We start from the raw sequence: 24,497 nt of genomic DNA on the forward strand, positions 1-24,497 counted from the left end.
CGGTCATTATGAAAGATGCCCTATGGGGGCTGGTGTTAGCACTGCAGTTTCTTACCCGCATTCCACTGCCTGTTGCCTGCCCATGGACGCCAGACACACGCCGCTGGGCAGTGCGCTCCTACCCGCTGGTGGGATTGTTGATTGGCGGCGTACTGGCGCTCGTCGCACTGCTTTTGCAAAACGCTCCGGTACCGATCACCGCGCTGGCCGTGCTAAGCGTGTGGGTGGCGTTATCGGGTGGCCTGCATTTAGACGGAGTGATGGATATCGCTGATGCGCTGGGCAGCAATCAGCCGCTGGCGCGCCGCTGGGAAATCATGAAGGACTCTCAGGTTGGTAGCTTCGGCATATTGGTGCTGGTGTTTTTACTCGCCTGGAAAGGCATTTTACTATGGGCGCTGCTTCACTATCAGGCGCCACTCTGGTGGCTAGTGGCGATGCCCGCGTTAGGCCGCTGGGCCGGCGTTGCCTTGTTGGTGCTGACGCCCTGCGCCCAATCGCAAGGCTTGGCATGGAGCTGGCAGCAGTCGCTTAGTGGTCAAGACGTTGCGCTAGCACTATTGCCGATGGCGCTGTTAGCCCTGCTAGTGCCTTCCACTGTGTTAATGCTGCTAGCGGTCGCGGTCTTTGTGATGCTCATGCGCGGAGTCATGATGCGATTATTCAACGGCATTAACGGCGATATGGTCGGTGCCACTATTGAAGGAGGAGAGCTTTGGCTACTGATCTTACTGTGGAGCTGGTGGCAGTTCGTCACGGTATCACCGCTTGGAATTTAGAGCGCCGCTATCAAGGCCAGCGCGACATTCCGCTGCTTTTCCCCGATGCGCAGGCGGGGTTGATAACCCTGCGTGAAGCGCTGGCGCTTGAGTCGTTTGATTCCATTTACTCAAGCGACCTACACCGTTGCCAGCAAACGCTGGAATGGTCGCAGGCGGCAGATACGGGCGCGCCGGTGCACCTTGAAGCGCGCCTTCGCGAGCTAGATTTTGGCGACTACGAAGGTAAGGTTTACGACGAGCTGAAAGACTTGCCGCACTATCGTGCCTGGATTGACAGCGTGGGTGAGCTGCAAATCCCCGGCGGCGAGTCTGCCGCCCAGCTGCGTGAGCGTTTGGATGCCTGGCTATCTGACTTGGCGGCTGATGCCAGGGCCAATGGCCCTCGAAAAATTCTGGCCGTGACCCACGGCGGCGTTATTCGTGAACTGCGCAGGCGCTTTGAAACCATCCACTTTTGGGGCGCCACGGTACTTCAAGCCGAGGGCAGGCGCTGGCAGCTCTCGTATCACGTTGATGAAAAGGGACAAGGAGAATGGCAATGCAGCTCTTCATCGGCGGTGCCTGCGCTGGCAAGCGCGACGCCGTAGCCGCTCGCTTTCCCGCCGCCACTACCTGGCGACTCAAAGCCCATAAGCCGCTGAGTGATTGCCGGTCAGCGCTTTCTAGCCACTCGCCGCTTGTAATTAATGGTGTGCTTGATTGGCTCAGCGCAGATTTAGAAACAACCGATAGCGACACGCTGCGCCAGCGCTGGCAGGGCGATATAGAACAGCTCTGCCTGCGCGCTGAAACACTCAGCGCAGCGTTAATTATCATCGCTACTGACGTTGGGCGCGGCATTGTGCCCATGCAGCCCACGCAGCGTCGCCTGCGCGATCTAAATGGTTGGTTCACTCAAGATATGACTGCCCACGCTGAGCGGGTGTGGTATGTCCGCCACGGGCTGGTGATGGCGATTAAATAAGTGCTTAACCCTTAGTTAAAGGCCTGCTCACGGCACCTTAATTGACCTTCTCTTTCAATTGACCTCCTCATAGCAAGTTGCTAGCTTACGCGCACTCTCAGGTGCTGGCGGTATAAAAGCCGCTAGTGAAACGGGAAGTTGGTGAACGCCTTGCGTGATTCCAACGCTGCCCCCGCAACGGTGATCGAGATAAGAACGGCTAAAACGCCACTGTGCCTTGGCATGGGAAGGTGGTCGTTCAGAAATGAGTGGGCCTTGTTAGGCCCGCCTTTCGCTCGTCAGCCCGGAGACCGGCCCGAGAGTAGCGGTTCAACAGAACCAAACTATACCGAGACGCGGTGGGCGCTCTCAGGGTGATTGACGGCGGTACGATGTGATCATGCAGTGCGACCGTTATTGCCTTGCTATGCCTAGTTATGCCCTGTGCTCGGCCAAAAAAAATACGTTGTGCGGGTGAGCACGACGCGCAAGGGATCTCACATGAACCATCGCTCTAATACCACCGCAACGCTTGCGGCGTTAGCTATGTCTGCGCTACCGCTGGCTGTTCAGGCCCAATCCACGGCGCAAAATACGCCGACAGCGGCTGAGTCACTTAACCCTGTTGTGGTCACCGCAGCACTGGCCCCGCGTACGGCGAATGAAAGCCTTTCGTCGGTAACCGTGATAGACGAAGCGACTTTTCGCCGCCAGGACCCTACCAGCATTACCGATCTTCTCCGCGGCCAGCCGGGCGTTGATGTATCTTCCAATGGCAGCTTCGGCAAAAACAGCAGCGTCTTTATTCGTGGCACCGGTAGCGGCCAAAACGTGCTGTTAATTGATGGTATCCGTTTACGTTCTGCCACTAGCGGCGGTGCAGCGTGGTCGTATCTTGACCCGCGCATGTTTGATCGTGCGGAAATTGTACGTGGCCCGCGCGGCAGCCTTTACGGTGCCGATGCGATTGGTGGCGTCATTCAGCTCTTTACGCCGCAAGGCGATGAAGAGGGGCCGCAGCCGCGTATATCGGTAGGCGGGGGCTCTTTCAATACCCAGCGGCTAAGTGCTGGCGTGAGCGGTCGCGAAGGCGGCACGCGCTATAGCTTTGCCGGCAGTCATTTCAACACCGATGGCCAGCCTGTGCGCAGGAGTGGCGACGACAAAGGTTACGACAATACGTCCGCGCTGGCGCGCGTTTCGCATACGTTTGAAAGCGGCGCGGAAATGGGCGTACTGGCGCTTCGTGCGCGCGGTAATAATGAATATGACGGCGGTGAGAACGATTTTGTCCAGCAGGTAGCGGGTGTCTATGGCGAGCTACCGCTGATGGACAACTGGCGGAGTCGACTGACGCTCAGCGAGTCCCGGGATGAAAGCGATAACGTCGCTGATTCAGGGGAGTCTGTCTTTAATACCAAAGTGCGTACCGCGCGCTGGGAAAACACCTTCACAGCAGGTGTGCACGAGCTAATCGCCGGCGCTGAGTACAGCGAAGACAGAGTCAGCGGCACGACGGATTATGATGAAAATAGCCGCAGCAATGCCGCCGTGTTTTCTCAAGCGCTGTTGGATTTCTCGCCGTTTATGTTTCAGGCCAGCCTGCGCTTTGACGATAACGAAGCCTATGGCAATGAAGTAACGGGTAGCCTGGGGTTGGGTTACGACTTAGATGGCCATCATACGTTACGCACGAGCTACGGGACGGCATTTAATGCGCCTACCTATAACCAGCTATATTTCCCTGGCTTTGGCAATCCTGATTTAGAGTCGGAAACGTCTGAATCAATTGAAGTCGGCGTGCGCGGCCAGTATGCAAACTGGTTCTGGGATGCCGCCATCTATCAAACGGATATCGATAACCTGATCGCAGGGCAGGGTGTTCAGTTCAATGTGCCCACATCACGCATTCGCGGTGCTGAGCTTGCAAGTGGCGTTGAGATTAATGATTGGACGCTGGCCGCCGCATTGACCTATACCGATCCGGAAAATCGCCTGACAGGTAATCGTCTACAAAATCGCGCCACGCAAAGTGTGCGCTTAGATGCTGATCGCGAGCTGGGCGAGTGGTCGTTGGGAGGCTCGTGGGTAGTGCAAAATCATCGCTATCGTGATGCGCAAAATAACGATCGCCTTAGTGGCTATGGGCTTGTTAACCTTCGTGCAGGCTGGCAGTTCGCTCCGCTTTGGAGCGCCCGTGTGACGGTTGAAAATGCGCTGGATCAAGACTACATCACCACGCGTTCCTTTGACGGCGCGGACTACATTAACGCAGGCCGAGCAGGATTTTTGAGTGTGCACTTTGGCCAATAGGAAAAATCACCGACTGTGCGGGGCCTTAGGCCTCGCGCTGTTGGTCGCATCGGTAGCGTCGTACGCCGATAACCCTGCGCGCTGCGCAATCGATGACCGTGACCGTGAGGTGTGCCTTCACTCGGCTGCTAAGCGTATTGCTACCCTTTCGCCGGGGGCGACTGAGCTGACGTACGCCGCCGGTGCCGGCGACCAAGTGGTGGCAGTGGTGTCTTACAGCGACTACCCGCCTGACGCTAAAAATGTGGTCTCGGTAGGTAGCCATACCCGCATTGATTTAGAAGCGCTGGTAGGTCTGGCGCCCGATCTAGTGATCGGCTGGGTAACAGGCAACCCGGCAGAGCAGCTTGAAACGCTGAAAGCACTGGGGATGCCGGTGTTTTACATTGAGCCACGCAGTATGGAAGGTGTGGCCAGCGCCATAGAACGCTTGGCACGCTTGGCCGGTACTGAAGCTGCCGGGCAGGCCGTTGCCGATAATTTCCGCACGACCATGACCGAGCTTGCCGAACGCTACAGCGAGCGCGACCCGGTGCCGACGTTCTACCAGGTGTGGGATGAACCATTGATGAGCGTTAATGATCAGCACCTTATTGGCCAAGTGATCACAATGTGTGGCGGTGTTAACGTCTTCGGCGGGCAGTCGAGGCTTGTCCCACGCATCGACGATGAAGCCGTGCTTGCCGCTAACCCTGAAGTCATTGTTGCCGGCGGTATGGGAGAGGAAAATCGTCACTGGCTCACGCACTGGGAGCAGTATTCTAGTCTGATGGCCGTGGCTGAAGATAACCTGTTTTTCGTACCGCCATCGCTCATACAGCGCCCCACGCCACGCCTCATGGAGGGCACTCAGCTGCTCTGTGAGAAGCTTGATATTGCCCGTCAAAAGCGCAGGAATACTTAATGCTAACGCGCCTGGGCCTGCCACTGGGCCTATTGCTGCTAGCGGCGCTGGGTGCGCTGCTGGTAGCACTGGGTGTCGGCAGTGCGCAGATTTCCCCCGCACAAATTTGGGCTGTGGTGACGGGCGATGGCGAGCAGGGCGATGCCTTGGCACGGATCATGGTGCTAGAGCTGCGCTTGCCTCGCGCGCTTTCGGCCTTTGCGGTGGGTGGTTTGCTAGCGGTAGCTGGGGCGTTAATGCAGGTGCTACTGCGAAACCCTCTGGCCGATCCTTATGTGCTTGGGCTTTCTGGTGGTGCCTCGATTGGCGCGCTGGCGGCCATGCTGGCAGGGCTAGGGGGGTTGGCCATCTCAAGCTCAGCGTTTGGCGGCGCGCTGTTTTCTACCTTTCTTGTGTTTGGGCTGGCGCATGGCAGCGGCAGTTGGACACCTTCTCGACTGCTGCTCACGGGGGTGGTCGTCGCGGCGGGGTGGGGCGCAGTGATTACGCTGATGTTGGCCTTAAGCCCGGCCGAACGACTGCCGGGAATGCTCTATTGGCTGATGGGCGATCTTTCCTACGCCCGAACACCGTGGCCGCCGCTAATGCTGCTATTAGCCACCTGCGTGGTGCTAATTCCGCTTGGGCGCAGCTTAAACGTGCTGGCGCGTGGCCCGCAGCAGGCTGCCGCACTGGGCGTTGCGGTCAAGCCGCTTGAGTGGTGTATCTACGTTGCCGCCAGCTTACTGACGGCGGCGGCAGTGACAACCGCCGGTAGTATTGGTTTTGTGGGCTTGGTCGTGCCGCATATGCTGCGCTTGCTGTTGGGTAATGATCAGCGGCTGATACTGCCTGCCTGCGCGTTAGCCGGTGGCACGCTGCTAGTGCTGGCCGACACGCTGGCGCGCACTGTGATCGCGCCAGAACAGCTGCCGGTCGGGGTGATCACCGCGCTACTGGGCGTTCCTACCTTTCTGTTTCTGCTCTATCGGAGCCGCTGATGAGCGTACTTTCTACCCATGACCTCATCATCGATGTGCCCGGTAGAGAAAGCGGTACGCCGCTTAATATAACCATTCAGCCCGGTCAGCGTTGGGGTGTATTGGGTCCCAATGGCGCGGGTAAAACGACGCTGCTGCATACGTTGGCGGGGCTGCATGCGCCCCGGTCCGGCGAGGTTGAATTGAATGGACAGCCCATGCATCAACAACGCCGCCGCTATATTGCACAGCGCTTGGGGCTGATATTTCAGGATCGCCAGGATGGCTTTCCTGCGTCTGTGTTAGAGACCGCGCTGATTGGGCGTCATCCGTACCTATCGGCTTGGCAAATGGAGGGCGCCGCGGACTATCAGCGTGCGGAAGAAGCGCTGCAGCGCTTAGACGTGGCGCACTTACGTGACCGCTTGGTCAGCACGCTTTCGGGCGGCGAGCGCCAGCGCGTGGCGATTGCCACCGTGCTAACGCAGGCGCCTAGCGTGTGGCTGGCTGATGAGCCCACCAATCATCTTGATCTTCATCATCAAAGCTCAGTGATGACGCTTATGGCCGAGCAGGCCGCTTCCGGCCATGCGGTAATGATGTGTCTGCACGATCTCAACTTGGCTGCCCGTTGGTGCGACCATGTGCTGCTGCTTTATCCTAATGGCGAGGCCTGTTGGGGCACGCGGGATAGCATGCTGGTGCCTAGCGCATTGGAAAAGCTATATCGTCAGCGGCTAGTGGTGGTTGAGGTGGATGGCGCACCGGTGTTTGTGCCCATCAACGGATAATCTATTTCTAAAACCCTCCGTGATAAACCCCTTCACACCTGATTCTTGGCCTACACTGAATATTGATGCGGGCCACTGCTGGCCCGGTCGGTTAATGAATGATCCTATCGATATTGCATCTGCAAAAACGGGAGGTCGTTATGATCCATCATGTTTGGGGGCTCCTCCATCATCCTGAACGAGAATGGCATAAGATCAGTGGCGAGCATGAAACGGTCACCCATCTTTATGCCCACCACGTTCTTTTGCTTGCCGCTATCCCCGTCATCTGCGCACTGATTGGTACCACTCAGGTTGGCTGGACCTATGGCGGCAGTGACACCTATAAAGTGTCTCTCTCAAACGGCATTGCGCTAGGCGTGGCTTTTTATGCGCTGATACTGCTGGCCGTTGGCATTGTAGGTAGCGTGATCTATTGGATGGCCCGCGATATAGAGCAGCGCCCCAGTCGCCGCGACTGCCTTATCTTTGCGGGCTACATTGCGACTCCGATGTTTATATGCGGGGTTTTTGCGCTATATCCGGTTTTCTGGCTCTGTATGCTGGGGATGGTGATTGGGCTGGTGTATTCCGGCTACCTGCTCTACAGAGGGACGCCCAGTTTTCTAGGCATTAGCCATCAGCGTGGATTCATTCTTTCAATCAAGACATTGGGGATCGGTGTCTTGGTGCTAGAAGCACTCCTCGTCGTTACGGTGCTGCTGTGGAGCATGGGCACTGAGCACAGCGTCGTCTGGGAGTTTTTTAGGTAAGTGTTTAAGTCGCAGGCTGTTATTAAACGGCGCTACGAAAACGCATCACCTGGCTGCCGTCGATGGGGTCGGCGAAGATATCAGCATAAACGCCAAACGTCTGACGTAAGCGATAAGGCGTCAGCACGTCTCGAGGTGGGCCGGTGTCAACCAAACGGCCACCCTCCATCACGCCTATTCGGTCGCACTCCATGGCGTGGTTAAGATCGTGAAGAGAAATAATCACCGTGATCGGTAGTTGCCTGACCAGCTCAAGAATCGAAAGCTGATGGCGAATGTCTAAATGGTTCGTCGGCTCATCAAGCAGCAGAATTTTAGGCTGCTGAGCCAGGGCGCGGCCAATATGCACACGCTGGCGTTCGCCGCCTGACAGCGTGTGCCAAAAACGGTCAGCCATATGCTGCATATCCACATCCTTTAGCGCCTGCGCCACAATCAGCTCATCCTGGTGGGACCAGGGGCGCAGCGCTGACAGAAACGGCGTACGGCCAAGCGCCACGACATCGCGCACCTTGATGCGATCAGTGGTTTCCGCCTGCTGTTCCACTAACGTAACCGATTGGGCGATATCTCGCTGACGCATGGTATTCATCGGCCGATCACCCAGCAGCACACGGCCTTGCTTCGGTTTGCGCAGCCCCGCGAGAAGCCGAAGCAGGGTGGTTTTACCTGAACCGTTGGGGCCAATCAGGCCAAAGGTTTGGCGAGGCGATACCGACAGCGAAACGTCCGTCAGGAGCTGGCTGCCGTGAACGCGCCAGGTGAGTTGTTCGGCGGTGATTTTCATCGTGTCCTCGTCCCGCGTATCAGGATAAGAGCAAAGGCCGGCGCGCCAATAAGCGATGTGATGACGCCAATCGGTAGCACCTGTCCTGTGACCAAAATGCGTGAAAGGATATCTGAAAAAATCAAAAATACAGCGCCCGCCAGCGCCGCGGCAGGCACCAGCCGCGTATGGCGGCTGCCGACAATAAAGCGCATGGCATGCGGAATCACCAGGCCCACAAAGCCGATGGCCCCTACCATAGACACCATGATCGCTGTCACCAGCGCCATCGTGGTAATCAGTAGGCCGCGCACCGGCCGCACGGCAATGCCCATGGAGGCCGCGCTATCGGTGCCGAAGGTAAAGGCATCCAGGGCTCGCCGGTGCCATAGGCAAATAATAAGGCCAAACAGCGCGGCGGGGACTGCCATCCAAACATTGTCCCAGCGCACGCCAGAAAGGTTGCCCAGTAGCCAAAACATGATTCCACGGGCCTGCTCAGCGCTAGCCGATTTAGTAATAATGAAAGCGGTCAGCGCATTAAATAGCTGCGAGCCCGCAATGCCCGCTAAGATAATAGCCCCCGCCGCCTGAATGCCACGCCCGCCGCCGGTGCCGCTGCTCGCCGCATGGGCAAGCAGTATCACTAAGCCGAACGCCAATCCCGCGCCCGCGAAAGCGCCAATCGAAAGCGTTATAACGCCTGCGCCAACGCCCGCCACCGCTACGGCGACCGCGCCGGTTGAAGCCCCGGCCGATATGCCCATGAGATAAGGGTCGGCGAGAGGGTTGCGCAACAGGGCTTGTAGCACCACCCCCGCTAAGGCCAAACCCGTGCCGCAGCAGGCGGCAACAATGGCGCGGCTAAGCCGATAGTTCCAAATAATGCCGGCATCAATGCGATCAACGGCATAGTCAGCCCCGAACAGCTGATTAGCCAGCACTTTGAAAATCGTCTCAATAGGAATAGATGTCTCACCAATCGCGGTGCCCGCCATTAGCGCTATGAACAGCACAAGCGGCGTTAACAATAGCCAGCGCCACCAAAAGCCCTCTGTGGATGATCGCTTTAGTGCGATAGGCATTAGTTAAACGACATGGTCGATAACGCTTGGGCAAGAGACTCAAGGCCATAAATGCTGCGCATGGTGGCACTCATCGCATGGGCATCCATTTCCACAATGCGGCCGTTTTTCACGGCGTTCATTTCGCGAGTAACCGGGTCGCTTTGTAGAAGCTCAAGTTTGGTGGCCAGATCATCGCCTGGGTAGCGGCGCCGGTCCATGCGTGCCACCACGATCACGTCAGGATTAGCACGAGCAATCGACTCCCAGCCTACGGTCGGCCATTCTTCATTAGAGGTAACCACGTTTTGGATACCGAGTTGCTCCATCATATAGCCAGGCGCCCCCAATTGACCGGCAACGATAGGGTCGGCCGCTAAATCGTAAGAGGAAAACCAAAACACGGCCGACAGGTCGTCGGGTAGTGCAAGGCTCGTAGCCAGTCCGATAGCGCGTTTCTCACGGGCCTGCAAATCGGCCACTAACGTATCGCCCGCGCTTTGCACGTCGAAAATAGCCGCCAGTTCGTGAACGCCTTTATAAATTGAGTCGGTGGAGAATGCCGCCACCCGGGTGCCGTCACCGCCGGTCGCGTTGTCTTTGGTATCGCAATCGGCAGGCATGATGTAAGAGGCGATGCCCAGCTCATGAAACTGCTCGCGGGTGGCTACGCTGCCGGTAGGGCCTACGTGCCACTCGTATTGAGCCGCGACGAGATCAGGCCGCTTGTTCACCACAGACTCAAAGCTTGGGTCGTTATCGGCAATACGCTCAATGCGGCTGTTTATATCGCTGAATTCGGGCAGCACGGGATTAAACCAGACTGACGTGCCGCTCACCTTATCGGCAAGCCCCAGGCGATATAGCACCTCGGTCGCAGACTGGCCGACCGTTACCGTACTCTCGGGGGGGGCATCAAACGTGATTTCTACGCCGCAATTAGTCAGCGTAAGCGGATAAGCCGTGCTATCAGCAAAGGCTGCGTGGGCGGGTAAGAAAGCTAACGAAATGCATAAAGGGCGGGCGAGCTTCATGGGACGGTGTTCCAAATGCCGATTGAGGAAAGACTCGACGGACTGCCGAAGACGAGAGAATAAAGCACGCAAGGCCTTTGCGGTTGGTGACGTGCTGGCGTGATAGGCTGGCCTCTATCTAACGCCTTCCACTATACTGGGCGGTCATTGTAGTCACTTTCTTAACGCTTGGCTCTATCGTTATGTTCTTGTCAGGTATGAATAATTTTCACGCGTGAGGCGGTGTCCCTACGCCGTTTAATGTATTAACTTGGCTCCTTTTGCCCATGGTGATGCCTGTGGTTGAGTTTCCCTTTACCGCCGTGGTCGGTCAGACGTCGCTTAAAACAGCGCTGCTGCTGAACGTGATTAATCCGCGTATTGGCGGGGTGCTGATTAGCGGGCCACGCGGTAGCGCGAAATCGACCCTTGCGCGGGCGCTAGCGGCCATTTTGCCTGAGGGCGAGAAGCGAAAACCACCGTTTGTCACCTTGCCGCTTGGCGCCAGCGAAGACCGCCTAACCGGCAGCCTTGATCTGCAAAAGATACTCACTGAGCGTGAAGCCACGTTCCATGAAGGGCTATTGGCCAAAGCCGATGGCGGGATTTTATACGTCGATGAAGTGAATTTACTGGCCGATACGCTGGTCGATTTACTGCTCGATGTCGCGGCCAGCGGTATCAACATCGTCGAACGCGACGGCATTAGCCATTCGCATCCAGCGCGCTTTAGCCTAATCGGCACCATGAACCCCGATGAGGGCGAGCTTCGCCCCCAGTTGCTTGACCGCTTTGGGCTGTGCCTTGAGCAGCCGCCTAGCGTCAGTATTGAAGCGCGCATTGCCATTGTGCAGCAGCGCGATGCCTTTGATCGCGATCCCGCTGGTTTTATAGCAGGCTTTGCCGACGAACAAGCTGCGCTCGTCAGCCGTGTAGAGCATGCGCGCCGAGGGCTGGCGACGGTAACGACATCTGCCTGGGTTTACGAGCACATCGCTAAGCGCTGCGAAGCGGCAGGGGTTGAAGGTATGCGCGCCGACGTTACCTGGCACCGCGCCGCGCAGGCCCACGCTGCTTGGCGCGGTGATACGACGATCAGCCAGGAAGATGTCGATTGCGTAGAGCCGTGGGTGCTGGCCCATCGGCGTACGCGCGCTGACGATAAGTCTGCTGAGCCGCCATCTTCACCGCCACCATCTTCACCGTCATCGCCTCAAGAATCGGGCCAAGACCCCAGCAGTTCAGCGTCGTCAAGCAATACAGACGAGCGCTCAGCTTCACACGGGCAATGGGGCGCTATGCCGCCCATGGCGCAGAACATGCTGGAAAGTCAGCCGCTTACGCTGCCGGCATTATTAGCTCGGCCCTTTGGAAAACACTCGCTGCTTAACGGCGGCACGCGTAAGGGCCTTGCGCTGGGGCAGGGGCGAGCCAATAAGCCGCCAGCGGCAGCATTTCGCCTCGATTGGTTTGGTACTTTGATTGCGAATCGCGGCCAGTGGCCCTGGCGTCAGCTGTGCTATCGCAAGGCGCGAACCGGTCAGCCACGGGTGCATTTGGTATTGCTTGATACCTCCGGCTCGACGCTCGGTAAGCGGCTTTTGGGCCAGACCAAAGGATGGGTCGATAGCCTTACTCGCCAAGCTTATTCAGCTCGTGAGCAAATGGCGGTAGTCGGGTTTGGTAACGACACGCTGACGTGCTTACTGCCACGACAGCGTGCTCCCAAAAGTGTGCAAGCCTTATTAAATGCCACCGATGGCGGTGGCGGCACACCGCTACGTAAAGCGGTTGCTCACGCAGGCCAGTTGATTCGTCAGTGGCAGCGCCGCGACCCCGGCTTACTTATCCGTACTTACCTAATGACCGATGGGCGTACCCGAGAGTCCGTCGCTGGCCTGCCGCCGCTTGGCGACTGCGTGGTCATGGATGCCGAACAGTCCTTCGTTAAACGTGGCCAGGCAGCGCGTCTTGCTCAGCAGCTTGGCGCACTCTATTGGACACCGCTCACCCAGGAGCCAGCATGAGCGATAGCAGTCACCTAGACCGTATGCAGCGTAAGAAAGAAGTTATCGACGAGCGAATCGCGCGTGCATCTGAAGAGCGCGGTGTATTGATTTTGCTAAAAGGAAACGGCAAAGGAAAAAGCAGCTCTGCTTTCGGCACGCTGGCGCGCTCACTAGGCCACGGCCAAAAAGGCGCGGTCATTCAGTTCATTAAAGGCCGCCGCGAGACCGGTGAGTACCTGTTTTTTCGCGATCACCCTCAGCTTGACTGGCACATTATGGGCCAGGGCTTTACCTGGGAAACTCAGGATCGACAGCGCGATATCAAAGCCGCCGAAGCCGCCTGGGAAATCGCCCGGGGGCTGTTAGAAGACCCTGCCTACAACGTTATCGTACTGGACGAAATGAGCTACATGTTCAAATACGGCTATTTAGACACGGCGCCTATTGTCGAGGCGCTTTTACGCCGACCCGCCCATCAAAATGTGATTATCACCGGCCGAACCATGGCGCTGGCGCTGCAGGAAATCGCCGATACCATCAGCACCGTACAGGATGACCGTCACGCGTTTCGTAACGGCGTTAAAGCTCAGGCGGGGATCGAGTACTGATGACGACTTCTTTGCCAAGCGCTAGCTGCCCGGCGCTATTTATCGCCGCACCTTCTTCAGGACAGGGCAAAACAACCGTCACGGCGGGGCTGGCACGCCTGCTGCGCAACCAGGGCAAAGTAGTCAGAGTATTTAAAACCGGCCCTGATTACCTGGACCCGCAAATATTGGCGCAAGCATCAAGCCAGCCCGTGGACCAGTTAGATCTGTGGATGGCCGGTGAAACCTACTGCCGGCAGCGCTTTTATCAAGCGGCGGTGAGTGCCGATATTATTTTGGTGGAAGGCGCCATGGGCCTTTTCGATGGCGAGCCTTCCAGCGCCGATTTGGCTGCGCTGTTCGAGTTGCCGCTGGTGATCGTGATGGACGTTAAAGGCATGGCACAAACGGCGGCCGCCCTGATGTCGGGCCTTGCAGGCTTTCGCGATGACCTTCACATCGCAGGCATGATCGCCAACGCCTGCGGCACGCAGCGCCATCGTGAGCTGATTGAGTCAGCGCTACCGCTCTCGATTCCGCTACTGGCCGCAGTGCCGCGCGACCCCGCCTTAACGCTTCCCGAACGTCACCTGGGGTTGGTACAGGCAGACGAGATTCGTGATGATTTGGAAGCGCGCTTTGAAGCGGCCGCCAGTGCATTAGACGCCGCCGGGCTTGCGACGGCGTTGATGAAAATAGCGCCCGTAACGTTCACCGCTGCGCAAGACCATGTGCCGTCAGTGCCATCTTCGCTGGCGGGCCAGACCATTGGTGTGGCTAAAGATGCGGCGTTTAGCTTTATCTACCAGGCCAATTTGGACCTGCTTGAGCAGATGGGCGCGAAGCTATGCTTTTTCTCACCGCTGGCCGACCGCCGTTTGCCCTTGTGCGATGCGCTTTGGCTGCCCGGTGGTTACCCAGAGTTGCATGCGTCAACGTTGGCTGAGAATGCCAGTATGCGCGAGGATATTCAGTGCTTTTATAGCGTAGGCAAGCCCATTCTCGCTGAGTGTGGCGGCATGCTCTACTGTTTGGACACGCTGACCGACTACGACGAAAACACCCATACGATGCTGGGTCTGCTGCCAGGGCAAGGCGCCATGCGCGGACGAAGAGGCTGCCAGGGAATGCAAACCGCCGACTTGGCGGAAGGTGCTCTTCGCGGGCATGCGCATCATCGCTCAATGGCAGAAGGCACGCCTGAGCCTATTGCCCACGGCCGCCGTCAGCGCCACCCCGCACCGGGCGAGCCGATTTATCGCCAGCGCCAGTTAACCGCATCGTATCTTCACTTTTTCTTTCCTAATAATCCTGCCGCGGTCGCGAGCCTGTTCAACGGCTCAGCAGCATCAGCGCAGCCTAGCGCCACAGAGGAATTTAACGCATGCAGCTAAATAAAATCCCCGCCACGGTCGTCACCGGTTTTCTCGGCAGCGGTAAAACGACGCTGCTGGCCAATATTTTGCGTCAAGTGACCGGCAAGCGCATTGCGGTGATCGTCAACGAATTTGGCGAGCAGGACATAGATTCGAGCCTGCTGCGTAGCTGCGCGCTCGGTTGCGAAGGCGAACAGCCGATGGACGGCGAGGATGGCAGTATTTACGAGCTGGCCAATGGCTGTATCTGTTGCACGGTGGAAGAAGAATTTTTGCCAGTGATGAAAAAGCTGGTCGCTCGACGTAATGATATCGACCACATTTTAATTGAAACCAGCGGGCTGGCGCTGCCCAAGCCGCTGGTGCAGGCATTTAACTGGCCGGAAGTGCGCAGCCACTGCACCGTAGATGCAATTATTACCGTCATCGATGGGCCTGCCGTGGCCGCCGGCCGTTTTGCCAGCGACGAAGGTAAAGTGGCTGCGCAGCGGTTAGCTGACGAAAGCCTTGATCACGACCCGAGCCTGCGTGAGCTGCTTGACGATCAGCTCAGCGCCGCGGATTTAGTCTTGGTCACCAAGACCGACCTGCTAAGCGCAGAGGAAAAGGCCCGCGTGGAGACGCTAGTAAAAGCGCGGGTGCCCGCGTCGGTCAAAATACTGTTTATCGACCAAACGCTGGCGACCGACACCGCGCAGCTAGAGGCATTAATGGGCATTGGCGCGGCCAGCGAAGAGAACATCGACCGTATCGCCAACCACCACGACAAACATCACGCCGAAGGCGCGCACCACGACCATGCCCACGATCATTTTGATTCTTGCGTAATAACGCTCGGCGAAGTCGATGCCGACGTTCTGGCAGCCCAGCTTCAGCAGCTGCTAGAAACACAGGAAATCTATCGGGCTAAAGGCTTTGCGGCGGTTCCCGGCAAGCCGATGCGCCGCGTAATTCAAGCGGTAGGCGAACGGCTAGACGGCTACTTCGACAGGCTTTGGGGGCAGGATGAGCGTCGCCAAACCCAGCTGGTCATTATTGGTAAAGCGCTTAACCGCGACGACATTCAGGCGGCGCTATCCAGCGCTGAGCGCACGGTCAGCGCTTAATGCATCTTTTCGCTGCCAAGCCTGGGGGCTTTGTTGACGATGAAGGTATCGTCGACCTGCAACAAAGCCCCGCCGAGGTCGTCATTATGTCAGCGGCTGACAGCAACCTGTCGGCGCTGGCTCAGGCGGTTGACCGCCTGGGCGATGATTACCCGTCGGTGAGGCTGGCGAATTGGATGAATCTGGTAAAGCCGGCGGCCTTTGATCTCTATGAAGATCGCGTGCTTGAAAAAGCCAGGCTGGTGATCGTTTCGCTGTTAGGCGGCAAGGGCTATTGGCCTTACGGCCATGAGCGCTTGTTGGCCTGGGCTGCGGCGAAACCTGAGCGCCAGCTGATTATGGTGCCCGGCTGTGATGCACCGGACGATGCGCTACTGAACGATTCGAGCGTGAGCTTTGACGCTGCCTACCGCGTGTGGCGCTACCTGCGCGAAGGCGGCGTTGACAATGCCGAGCAGCTGCTGCGCTTTGTGGGTAGCGAGTGTTTAGCCCACGCTCAGCCGTGGCAAGAGCCGAAGGTGATCCCCGCGGCGGTTATCTATGCACCGCAGGCAAGCGGGCGCCAGGCGGTGAGCTTAAGTGAATGGCGTGATCAGCGTGTTGCTGAGCGGCCTGTTTGCTTGCTGCTGTTTTATCGCAGCCATCTGCAGGGCGGCAATACCGCCGTGCCCGACGGCATGATTGATGCGCTTAAAGCCCAAGGGCTTGAGCCGTTAGCCGTGGCGGTAGCATCGCTAAAAGAGGGGCCCTGTATCGTGTTTGCCAATCATCTTATTGAGCAAACCGGTGCCATGCTGGTGATCAATACCACCAGCTTTTCGGTCAACCGTAATACCGACGAGGTCGATGCCCTCAGTAGCGAGCAGGGCAGTGATGGCTCGGGCAGCCTGTTTGTCGGCAGCCCCGTGGTGCTCCAGGCCATGATGGCCAGCAGCACAGCTGATGACTGGCAGGCAATGGCCGCGGGGCTACATAGCCGCGACGTGGCGATGCAGATAGTGCTACCTGAAATGGACGGTCGCATCATTACTCGCGCCGTCGGGTTTAAGGCCGAAGCACACTACAATGCCCGCAGTCAGCTGTCGGTCACGCATCACACGCTGCATCCTGAACGCGCAGCGTTTGTCGCCACGCTGGCACGTCGGTTTTGCGACCTGCGGCAAACGCCCAACGCTGAAAAACGTGTCGCGCTGATCATGGCGAACTACCCCAACCGCGATGGGCGTATTGGCAATGGCGTGGGGCTAGATACACCCGCCTCAACGCTAAAACTCATAAACGCGCTGGCTTCATCGGGCTATCCGGTCAACGATATCCCTAGTGATGGCGATGCGCTGATTCGCCGGCTGCAGGGTGCCGTCACCAATGATCACGAAAGCCTCGATCAGCGCGCTTGCTGGCAAAGTATCGGCGTTGATGAGTATTTAAGCTGGTTTCAAACGCTGCCCGCCACGCTCCAAGAAGCCGTGTGGGCACGCTGGGGCGCACCCGCAGATGACCCCAAATGCCGGCAGGGGCGGCTGATGATTTCCGGTATTCGCCTGGGTGAAACGTTCGTCGGTATTCAGCCTGAACGTGAGTTTTGTGACGACCCGAACATTGACTTAACGCAGTCGTACCACGATATGCAGCTGGTACCGCCGCATAGCTACTTGGCGTTTTATCTTTGGCTACGCGAGCACTATCACGTTGATGCCGTGGTGCACGTGGGCAAACACGGCAATTTAGAATGGCTACCGGGCAAAAGCACGGCGCTAAGTGCCGACTGCTGGCCGGATATCGCGCTGGGGCCGCTGCCGCATTTCTATCCGTTTATCGTCAACGACCCCGGTGAGGGTGCCCAGGCCAAGCGTAGAAGCCAAGCGGTGATCATTGATCACCTAATGCCGCCCCTGGCGCGGGCTGAACTGTACGGGCCGATGGCCGAACTTGAAGCGCTGTGTGATGAGTATTATCAGGCGCTGGATATGGACCCCCGGCGCGAAGCGCTGATTCGTGAGCAGATTTTGAGCCACCTGCGCGCAACCGGCATCGACCAGGAACTTGCCCGCGCTGTTGATAGCAGCTGTGACAGCGAGATTCTCAATGAGCTGGATACCTTCCTTTGCGATATTAAAGAGTCGCAGATACGCCACGGCCTGCACATTCTCGGCACGCTGCCACCGCAGGAGAAGCTAGCGGGTACGCTGGTAGCGCTACTGAGGCTGCCCCGTGGCGAGGCGACTGCTCAGCGCGGCCTGCTGCATAATCTAGCCGATGACCTGGGGCTATCGAACGACGCTTCCCCCTTTGACCCGCTTGCGGCCAGCAGTGAACCCTGGAACGGCCCGCGCCCGGCACTATTGGCCAGCCAGCTCAACGATGCTTGGCGAACCGGTGCGGATACCCGTGAGCGGCTGGAACTATTGGCCGAGCAGCTCATTACCGACTACGTACTCGCCCAAGGCTGCCTCGTTGAACTCGCCCATGGCTATCCTGCCACCGCGGCGCAGCTGCGCTATGCCCGCGAGCATCTGTGGGTCGCTATGCTGCGCGGCGTAAAAATGGAGATTCAGTCGCTGTTGGATGGGCTGGACGGTCTGTTCGTGCCCGCTGGGCCAAGCGGCGCGCCTAGCCGAGGGCGGCTAGACACGCTGCCTACCGGGCGTAACTTCTTTAGCGTGGATAACCGCTCGATTCCCTCACCGGCGGCCTGGACGCTGGGGCAGAAATCAGCGCAGGCATTCGTAGAGCGCTACCTGCAGGATAACGGCGACTACCCGCGCCGTCTGGGTCTGTCGATTTGGGGCACCGCCACCATGCGTACCGGCGGGGATGACATCGCCCAGGCATTCGCGCTGATGGGCGTGCGGCCTAAATGGTCGCTGGGCTCGCAGCGGGTGTTCGATTTTGAAGTGATTCCATCGATGCTGCTGAACCGCCCGCGCGTCGACGTCACCTTGCGCGTTTCCGGCTTTTTCCGCGACGCGTTTCCTAACGTCATTCGGCTATTCGATGCCGCGGTGCAAGCCGTTGCCGAGTATCAAGAGCCGGGCGACAGCAATACCATTCGAACGGCCGTGCTCAGCCAGCAGCGCACGCTTGAAGCTCAAGGAATGTCTTCTGAAATCGCCGCTCAGCAGGCCCGCTACCGTATTTTTGGCAGCAAGCCCGGTGAGTACGGCGCCGGTCTTAATCGGCTGATCGAAAGCCGCGCTTGGAACAGTGCTGACGATTTGGCCGAGGCGTATTTAGACGCAGGCGCCTACGCCTATGGGCAGTTTAAAGAGTCGGGCGTTGGCGCACGCAAGGCGTTTGAACAGCAGCTCAAAGGGCTGGATGCGGTCATGCAAAACCAGGATAACCGCGAGCACGATATTCTTGACTCCAACAGCTATTACGCTTTTCAAGGCGGCATGGCCAATGCCACTCGTGCGCTAAGCGGCCATGCGCCGACCATTTATCACGCGGATCACGCTAACCCGGCCGCCCCCAAGATTCGCACGCTGAAAGAAGAGCTTGCCCGCGTTATTCGCTCGCGTGTGCTGAATCCGAAGTGGATAAATGCGATGCGCGAGCATGGCTACAAAGGCGCGTTTGAAATGGCCGCCACCGTGGACTATCTGTTCGCCTACGACGCCACCACTGATTTAGTTGCGGACTATCAGTACGCCCAGATCAGCGAGGCCTTCGTGCTTGACCCGGCCAGCCAGCAGTTTTTGCGTGAGCATAATCCTGCCGCGCTTGAGGAAATGGCCGAACGGCTGCTTGAAGCGGCCCAGCGCGGCATGTGGCAAGATCCGGGCGAGCAGGGGCAGGCGCTGCAAGACCTGCTGCTGGCAATAGATGAAGCCAAAGAGACCGGCCGCTATGGCCATTAACACGCGCGCAGAGGCGCTCAGCCCTGGTATCAAAGGTTGGTGCCCCGGCGCGTGGCAGCCTATGCAAACCGGCGATGGCCTGCTGGTAAGAGTTCGCCCGCCCATGGGCGAGCTTTCACGTGCCCAGGTGCTGGCCCTGTGTGAAGCGGCAGATACGTTTGGTAACGGCTTAATAGAGCTCACCAGTCGAGCCAATATCCAGCTGCGCGGAGTAACCGACGCTAGCTGGCCTGCGCTCATGGATTTTCTGATCGAAAATGGCCTGGTGGATGCCAGCCCTGAGGCCGAACGCCTGCCGCCCATCATGCTGGCCCCCGGCTGGCAGATAGGCGATGACACGCACACCGGTGCACGTTTGTTGCAAGCAAGGCGCAATGCGCTCGCCATCATGCCAGGCAAGGTCGGCATTGCGATTGATGCGGGAGATGCCCCGGTACTGAGCGACGCTGCGGCAGATTTTCGTATTGAACGTTCAGAATCGGGTGGCTTGATGGTGCGCGCAGAGGGGCACCAGCATGGCACGCCAGTGGACTCGATTGAGGCCGCCGTAGAGCACCTGATCCGCCTGACACATTGGTTTGTGGAAAGCGGCGGAAGCCAGGCAGGGCGCATGCGCCGACACCAGGTAGCGTTGCCCTCATGGGCACCCGCCAGCGTGCGCCCGGCGCAGCCAGCGGCAAGCCGCGCACTTGGTAAACAGGCCTGCGCGATGGTCTATGGGCTGCCGTTTGGCCGTGCGCAGGCCAGCGCCTGGCGCAAAGCCGTGACCCCGGCGTCAGTGACTCACCTACGCGTCACACCCTGGCGGCATTTGGTGGTCAAGCAAGCGCTGACTGAAGGTACAGCCTTGCCCGCGGTAGAAGGCTTGATCAGCGATAGCAGTGACTCGCGACTATTGATAGATGCTTGCCCCGGCGCGCCTTACTGCGCACAGGCAAGTGTCGCCACGCAGCCATTGGCTGAGCGATTGAGTGGCCTGGTAGAAACGTCTCTTCACATGTCGGGCTGCGCCAAGGGCTGTGCCCGGCAACAGGCTGCAGCGGTCTGTTTAGTGGGCCATGCTGGAAAATTTAATCTTATCGTCAACGGCCGTGCCGACAGCGCGCCGGTTCAGACAGGCCTCAGTGATGCTGAGGTAATTGCATATCTGGAGAATTTGGGTGCCCTATAAGTACGAAACAAGCGGACCGGCGATTTACCGGGAATCTTTTGCGATTATCCGACGCGAAGCAGAACTGAGCCGCTTTTCGCCAGAAGAAGAGCCGGTAGCGGTTCGTATGATTCACGCCGCCGGGCTGGTCGAACTTGCCGCGCATATTCATTTTCAAAACGATGCGGTTAACCGCGCACGCTCAGCATTAGAGCAGGGCGCGCCGATCCTCTGCGATGCGCATATGGTCTCGGAAGGCATTACCCGCAAGCGCTTGCCGGCCAACAACGAGGTGATCTGTACCCTGCGCGATGAACGCGTGCCGGGCATGGCTCAACAGATGGCTAATACCCGCTCGGCGGCAGCGCTTGAACTTTGGCGCCCGCATCTTGAAGGTGCCGTGGTGGCGATTGGCAATGCGCCTACCGCGCTGTTTCATCTTTTAAATATGCTCGAAGACCCTAGCTGCCCGCGCCCAGCGGCGGTGATCGGCTGCCCGGTTGGGTTTGTGGGGGCGGCGGAGTCAAAGCAGGCGCTGTGGGAGAATTTCGCCATCCCCAGCTGTATCGTGCGCGGTCGCTTAGGCGGCAGCGCGGTGACGGTCGCAGCCCTCAATGCGCTGGCGGATCGTAGCGAATGACCCAGGGAATCCGAACGACCCAGGGAGGCATTGTAGGCGTTGGCCTGGGGCCGGGGAGTCAGGACCTAATGAGCGTGCGGGCCGACCGGTTGATTCGCCAGGCCACGCACATTGCCTATTTTCGTAAGAAGGGCCGTAAAGGCCATGCGCGCAGCATCGTTGAAGGCCTGCTGGCACCGGATGTTATTGAGCTGCCCATGGAATATCCGGTGACCACGGAAATCCCGGTGGATGACCCGCGCTATAACGCCTTGCTGTCGTCTTTTTATGAGCAGAGCGTTGCCCAGCTGATTGAGATGGCCAACGCCGGTTGCGACGTGGTGGTGCTCTGCGAAGGCGATCCGTTCTTCTACGGCTCGTTTATGCATCTCTATACGCGGCTACTTAACCAGGTATCGGTTTCAGTAGTGCCGGGAATTACCGGTATGTCGGCGGCCTGGACCGCTACCGGACAGCCGATCACCTGGGGCGATGACATTCTGACCGTCCTCATGGCAACGCTCCCTGAGCAAGCACTGGCGGAGCGGATTGCCCAGACCGACGCGCTGGTCGTCATGAAAATCGGCCGCAACCTTAACAAGCTGCGACGGGCGCTGGTAACGGCTGGCCGTGAGCATCAGGCGTGGCTAATCGAGTACGCGGCGATGGCGCAGCAGCGCGTGCTGCCGCTAAGCGATCTTGATCCGCTAGCTGAAGGAACTGAGAACGTGCCTTATTTCTCGATTGTGCTGATCCACGGCAACGGCAGGCGCCCATGAGCGGATGGCTAAAAATTGTTGGCTTAGGTCCGGGGGCAGCGAGCATGATCACGCCCGAAGTATCTGCAGCGCTGTTAGAGGCATCTGATGTGGTGGGCTATGTGCCCTACGTTAATCGAGTCGCGCCACGTGAAGGGCTTATTCGCCATGGTTCAGATAATCGCGAAGAGATTAATCGCGCTGAACAGGCGCTGCAGCTCGCGTTTGAGGGGCATCGCGTTGCAGTAGTTTCCTCCGGCGACCCGGGTGTGTTTGCCATGGCATCCGCCGTGTTTGAGGCGCTAGAGGCAGGCGACCCGCGTTGGCGATCAATAGATATTCAGGTGTTGCCGGGTATTTCCGCCATGCTGGCAGCCAGCGCACGGGCAGGCGCACCGCTCGGCCATGATTTTTGCTGTATTAATTTATCCGACAACCTTAAGCCCTGGTCGCTGATTGAAAAGCGCCTGCGTCTCTCGGCAGAGGCTGATTTCGCCATGGCGTTTTACAACCCGCGTTCCAAGGCAAGGCCGGTGGGGTTTGAGCGCACGTTGAAGGTATTGCGTGAGGTGTGTGAGTCCGAGCGTTTGATCATCTTTGCCCGAGCGGTTTCCACGTCAGATGAGGCGATTAGCGTGACGACCTTAGCCGAAGCAACGCCAGAAATGGCTGATATGCGTACGCTGGTGATTGTCGGCTCTAGCCAAACGCGCCGAATTGACCGAATGAAAAGCCCCGGCGCGGATGAAGACCAGGCTCCGCTGGTGTATACCCCAAGGTCAGTTTGCTGAGTTAATCCACGCAAGCACGTCATAGACACAATGAACTTCACGACGCGCTGGTAGCATCGGCCGTTCGATCATCATCACAGGCACCTTCAGGTGACGCGCAGCCGCAAGCTTAGCCGCGGCGCCTTCGCCGCCAGCGTTTTTGCAAACAATACGCTCGATACGCTGCGTTTGTAGCAGCGCTAAATCGCCATCGAGAGTGAACGGGCCTCTGTCTAGCGTGGTGGTAAAATGAGTCAGCGGCGGCGTTTCAGTTGGCGGGTCAATCAGCCGCAGCACGTAGTGATGCTGGGGCTGCGCGCTGAACGCTTTCAGATGTAGACGACCAATCGCTAGCAGCACGCGCTGGGGTGGGCCGGCCAACGCGGCCACGGCGTCATTAATGCTGGCCACTGGCTGCCACCGGTCGCCTTGCTTAGGCTGCCAAGCGGGGCGGGTCAATGCCAGCATAGCCACACCGCTTTGCGCCGCGGCACTCAGCGCGTTGCGGCTCATTTGCGCAGCGAAAGGGTGGGTGGCATCGACGATATGGGTAATACCCGCGTGCTTAATAAACGCGATAAGGCCATCCACGCCGCCAAAGCCCCCCACGCGGGTAGGAAGCGGTTGGGGCTTTGGCGCATTGACGCGGCCTGCGTAGCTGAAGATGGCCGGAAGCCCAAGTTCGGCAACGGCGCAGGCCAGGGCGCTGGCTTCACTCGTTCCGCCAAGAATCAGGACGTTTATCATGGCTGAGATTAACAATACTCCCTGGCTGACAGTTTTAGGCTGGGGGGAGAGTGGCACAGAGGGATTGACGGCGGCAAGCCGTCAGCAGCTGGCGGATGCCGAGGTAGTATTCGGTGCGCGCCGCCACTTGCGCCTTTTGCCGCCACTCAATGCGGCGGTTCGTGAATGGCCGGTGCCGTTTGCCGAGGGTATTGCCGAGCTGCTGAACGAGCGGGGCCGCCGAGTCGTGATGCTGGTGTCCGGTGACCCGTTCTGGTTTGGTGCCGGCACAAGCCTGGCGCCTCACCTGCTCGCCAGCGAATGGATGGCCATTCCTTCGCCCTCAACGTTTAGCCTAGCGGCCTCGCATTTGGCTTGGCCGTTAGAGCGTTGCACCTGCCTGGGCCTGCATGCCAAGCCGCTGACCCGCATTCGCCCTTATCTGCATACCGGCAGGCGCTTACTGGTGTTGGTAAGAGACGCCGATGCGGTGGCCGAACTGGCCTCGCTTGTTGTGCGGTTTGGCTTTGCGGAGTCTCAGCTAACCCTGCTTGAATCGTTAGGCGGTGATAACCAGCGAATCCGCACGCTGAGTATGAGTGAGGCGCTGCCGTCGGATATCACTCATCCTGTAGCGCTGGGCATTCTTGTGGCCGGTGACGGCCCGTCTATGCCACTCACGCCCGGCCTTGCCGACAGCTTTTTTGACCACGATGGGCAAATCACCAAGCAGCCTGTGCGCGCTATGACGCTGGCAGCGCTGGCCCCTAAACCCGGTGAGCGGCTGTGGGATATCGGCACCGGCTCAGGCTCCATCGCCATTGAGTGGCTGCTAGCTCACCCTGACAACCAGGCCATTGGCTTTGAGCACCACGCTGAGCGGGCCGCACGGGCGCGCAGCAATGCCCAGCATCTTGGCGTTGACTGGCTAGACGTCAAAGAAGGCGATGCGCTGGAAGCGCTGGCGAATGCGCCGCTGCCGCAGGCGGTGTTTATCGGCGGCGGGCTTTCTCAAGCGCTTTTAGAACAGTTATGGCAGCGCCTGCCAGCGGGCGTGCGGGTGGTCGTCAATGCCGTTACGTTGGAATCAGAAGCGCTGCTGGCGCACTGGCATCAGGCGGTGGGTGGCGATCTTTATCGCCTTGAGCTGGCCATTGCCGCGCCTATCGGCCAACGCAGGGGTTGGAAAGCCAGCTACCCGGTTGTGCAGTGGCGGGTGGTGCGTTGAAAGGGCGGGTAATGCAGAAGG

General features: G+C 58.6%; 22 protein-coding genes and 1 riboswitch. Of the genes, 18 read left to right on the forward strand and 4 right to left on the reverse strand.

The window, feature by feature from the left end; genetic code table 11:
• The first annotated feature begins 8 nt into the window (after positions 1-8).
• The 8 genes from cobS (at position 9) to ACT3RP_RS13145 (ending at position 7,444) form a co-directional block, all read left to right on the forward strand.
• On the forward strand, positions 9-779 hold the full coding sequence (cobS, locus tag ACT3RP_RS13110) for an adenosylcobinamide-GDP ribazoletransferase (protein WP_444625677.1): 771 nt from the start codon (positions 9-11) through the stop codon (positions 777-779).
• Positions 716-1,369, forward strand: a complete 654-nt coding sequence (locus tag ACT3RP_RS13115) for a histidine phosphatase family protein (protein ID WP_483393935.1) — start codon at positions 716-718, stop codon at positions 1,367-1,369. Before cobS ends, ACT3RP_RS13115 begins: the two co-directional genes overlap by 64 nt.
• Positions 1,321-1,746 carry a bifunctional adenosylcobinamide kinase/adenosylcobinamide-phosphate guanylyltransferase gene (locus ACT3RP_RS13120; RefSeq protein ID WP_483393936.1) on the forward strand — a complete coding sequence of 142 codons (426 nt, stop codon included), beginning with the start codon at positions 1,321-1,323 and terminating at the stop codon, positions 1,744-1,746. The genes ACT3RP_RS13115 and ACT3RP_RS13120 overlap by 49 nt, the downstream gene beginning before the upstream one ends.
• An 82-nt stretch (positions 1,747-1,828) precedes the next feature.
• A riboswitch (cobalamin riboswitch) is annotated at positions 1,829-2,059 on the forward strand.
• 167 nt (positions 2,060-2,226) lie between these two features.
• Positions 2,227-4,038 carry a TonB-dependent receptor domain-containing protein gene (locus ACT3RP_RS13125; protein ID WP_483393937.1) on the forward strand — a complete coding sequence of 604 codons (1,812 nt, stop codon included), beginning with the start codon at positions 2,227-2,229 and terminating at the stop codon, positions 4,036-4,038.
• On the forward strand, positions 4,019-4,942 hold the full coding sequence (locus ACT3RP_RS13130) for a cobalamin-binding protein (protein ID WP_176483386.1): 924 nt from the start codon (positions 4,019-4,021) through the stop codon (positions 4,940-4,942). Before ACT3RP_RS13125 ends, ACT3RP_RS13130 begins: the two co-directional genes overlap by 20 nt.
• A complete protein-coding gene (locus ACT3RP_RS13135) occupies positions 4,942-5,922 on the forward strand; it encodes a FecCD family ABC transporter permease (RefSeq protein WP_483393938.1) in 981 nt (326 codons plus the stop codon). The genes ACT3RP_RS13130 and ACT3RP_RS13135 overlap by 1 nt, the downstream gene beginning before the upstream one ends.
• On the forward strand, positions 5,922-6,692 hold the full coding sequence (locus ACT3RP_RS13140) for an ABC transporter ATP-binding protein (protein ID WP_483393939.1): 771 nt from the start codon (positions 5,922-5,924) through the stop codon (positions 6,690-6,692). The genes ACT3RP_RS13135 and ACT3RP_RS13140 overlap by 1 nt, the downstream gene beginning before the upstream one ends.
• A 140-nt stretch (positions 6,693-6,832) precedes the next feature.
• Positions 6,833-7,444, forward strand: coding sequence for a Yip1 family protein (locus tag ACT3RP_RS13145; RefSeq protein ID WP_096279431.1), 612 nt, complete (start codon positions 6,833-6,835; stop codon positions 7,442-7,444).
• A gap of 22 nt (positions 7,445-7,466) precedes the next feature.
• Here ACT3RP_RS13145 and ACT3RP_RS13150 read toward each other — a convergent pair whose 3' ends face one another.
• Genes ACT3RP_RS13150 through ACT3RP_RS13160 form a run of 3 tightly spaced genes read right to left on the reverse strand, consistent with a single transcriptional unit; the run spans position 7,467 to position 10,308 of the window.
• Positions 7,467-8,231: an ABC transporter ATP-binding protein gene (locus ACT3RP_RS13150; RefSeq protein WP_441683756.1), complete on the reverse strand. Its 765-nt coding sequence runs from the start codon at positions 8,229-8,231 to the stop codon at positions 7,467-7,469.
• The gene (locus tag ACT3RP_RS13155; RefSeq protein ID WP_444672537.1) at positions 8,228-9,295 is read right to left on the reverse strand and encodes a FecCD family ABC transporter permease; all 1,068 of its coding nucleotides are present in this window, start codon (positions 9,293-9,295) and stop codon (positions 8,228-8,230) included. The genes ACT3RP_RS13150 and ACT3RP_RS13155 overlap by 4 nt, the downstream gene beginning before the upstream one ends.
• Positions 9,295-10,308, reverse strand: coding sequence for an ABC transporter substrate-binding protein (locus tag ACT3RP_RS13160; RefSeq protein WP_483393940.1), 1,014 nt, complete (start codon positions 10,306-10,308; stop codon positions 9,295-9,297). Before ACT3RP_RS13160 ends, ACT3RP_RS13155 begins: the two co-directional genes overlap by 1 nt.
• Before the next feature lie 272 nt (positions 10,309-10,580).
• Here ACT3RP_RS13160 and ACT3RP_RS13165 point away from each other — a divergent pair, with 272 nt between their 5' ends.
• The 9 genes from ACT3RP_RS13165 to cobJ are packed head-to-tail and all read left to right on the forward strand — an operon-like array spanning position 10,581 to position 22,543.
• Positions 10,581-12,314, forward strand: coding sequence for an AAA family ATPase (locus tag ACT3RP_RS13165; RefSeq protein ID WP_483394032.1), 1,734 nt, complete (start codon positions 10,581-10,583; stop codon positions 12,312-12,314).
• Positions 12,311-12,904: a cob(I)yrinic acid a,c-diamide adenosyltransferase gene (gene cobO, locus ACT3RP_RS13170; protein WP_483393941.1), complete on the forward strand. Its 594-nt coding sequence runs from the start codon at positions 12,311-12,313 to the stop codon at positions 12,902-12,904. Before ACT3RP_RS13165 ends, cobO begins: the two co-directional genes overlap by 4 nt.
• The gene (locus ACT3RP_RS13175; RefSeq protein WP_483393942.1) at positions 12,904-14,277 is read left to right on the forward strand and encodes a cobyrinic acid a,c-diamide synthase CobB; all 1,374 of its coding nucleotides are present in this window, start codon (positions 12,904-12,906) and stop codon (positions 14,275-14,277) included. The genes cobO and ACT3RP_RS13175 overlap by 1 nt, the downstream gene beginning before the upstream one ends.
• On the forward strand, positions 14,268-15,365 hold the full coding sequence (gene cobW / locus ACT3RP_RS13180) for a cobalamin biosynthesis protein CobW (protein ID WP_096279447.1): 1,098 nt from the start codon (positions 14,268-14,270) through the stop codon (positions 15,363-15,365). Before ACT3RP_RS13175 ends, cobW begins: the two co-directional genes overlap by 10 nt.
• Positions 15,365-19,225 carry a cobaltochelatase subunit CobN gene (gene cobN, locus ACT3RP_RS13185; RefSeq protein WP_483393943.1) on the forward strand — a complete coding sequence of 1,287 codons (3,861 nt, stop codon included), beginning with the start codon at positions 15,365-15,367 and terminating at the stop codon, positions 19,223-19,225. Before cobW ends, cobN begins: the two co-directional genes overlap by 1 nt.
• Positions 19,215-20,396, forward strand: coding sequence for a ferredoxin-like domain-containing protein (locus tag ACT3RP_RS13190; protein WP_483393944.1), 1,182 nt, complete (start codon positions 19,215-19,217; stop codon positions 20,394-20,396). Before cobN ends, ACT3RP_RS13190 begins: the two co-directional genes overlap by 11 nt.
• A complete protein-coding gene (locus ACT3RP_RS13195; protein WP_096279453.1) occupies positions 20,386-21,015 on the forward strand; it encodes a precorrin-8X methylmutase in 630 nt (209 codons plus the stop codon). Before ACT3RP_RS13190 ends, ACT3RP_RS13195 begins: the two co-directional genes overlap by 11 nt.
• Positions 21,012-21,773 carry a precorrin-2 C(20)-methyltransferase gene (locus ACT3RP_RS13200; RefSeq protein WP_483393945.1) on the forward strand — a complete coding sequence of 254 codons (762 nt, stop codon included), beginning with the start codon at positions 21,012-21,014 and terminating at the stop codon, positions 21,771-21,773. The genes ACT3RP_RS13195 and ACT3RP_RS13200 overlap by 4 nt, the downstream gene beginning before the upstream one ends.
• Positions 21,770-22,543: a precorrin-3B C(17)-methyltransferase gene (gene cobJ, locus ACT3RP_RS13205; RefSeq protein ID WP_483393946.1), complete on the forward strand. Its 774-nt coding sequence runs from the start codon at positions 21,770-21,772 to the stop codon at positions 22,541-22,543. Before ACT3RP_RS13200 ends, cobJ begins: the two co-directional genes overlap by 4 nt.
• Here cobJ and ACT3RP_RS13210 read toward each other — a convergent pair.
• Positions 22,532-23,269, reverse strand: a complete 738-nt coding sequence (locus ACT3RP_RS13210; RefSeq protein ID WP_483393947.1) for a cobalt-precorrin-6A reductase — start codon at positions 23,267-23,269, stop codon at positions 22,532-22,534. The two genes, cobJ and ACT3RP_RS13210, sit on opposite strands and share 12 nt — an antisense overlap.
• Here ACT3RP_RS13210 and cbiE point away from each other — a divergent pair.
• Complete coding sequence (gene cbiE, locus ACT3RP_RS13215; RefSeq protein WP_483393948.1) at positions 23,268-24,476, forward strand: precorrin-6y C5,15-methyltransferase (decarboxylating) subunit CbiE; 1,209 nt, start codon at positions 23,268-23,270, stop codon at positions 24,474-24,476. The two genes, ACT3RP_RS13210 and cbiE, sit on opposite strands and share 2 nt — an antisense overlap.
• The last annotated feature ends 21 nt before the right edge of the window (positions 24,477-24,497 follow it).

This window comes from Halomonas sp. AOP5-B2-8, assembly GCF_052376475.1.
GTDB classification, from domain to species: domain Bacteria; phylum Pseudomonadota; class Gammaproteobacteria; order Pseudomonadales; family Halomonadaceae; genus Vreelandella; species Vreelandella casei.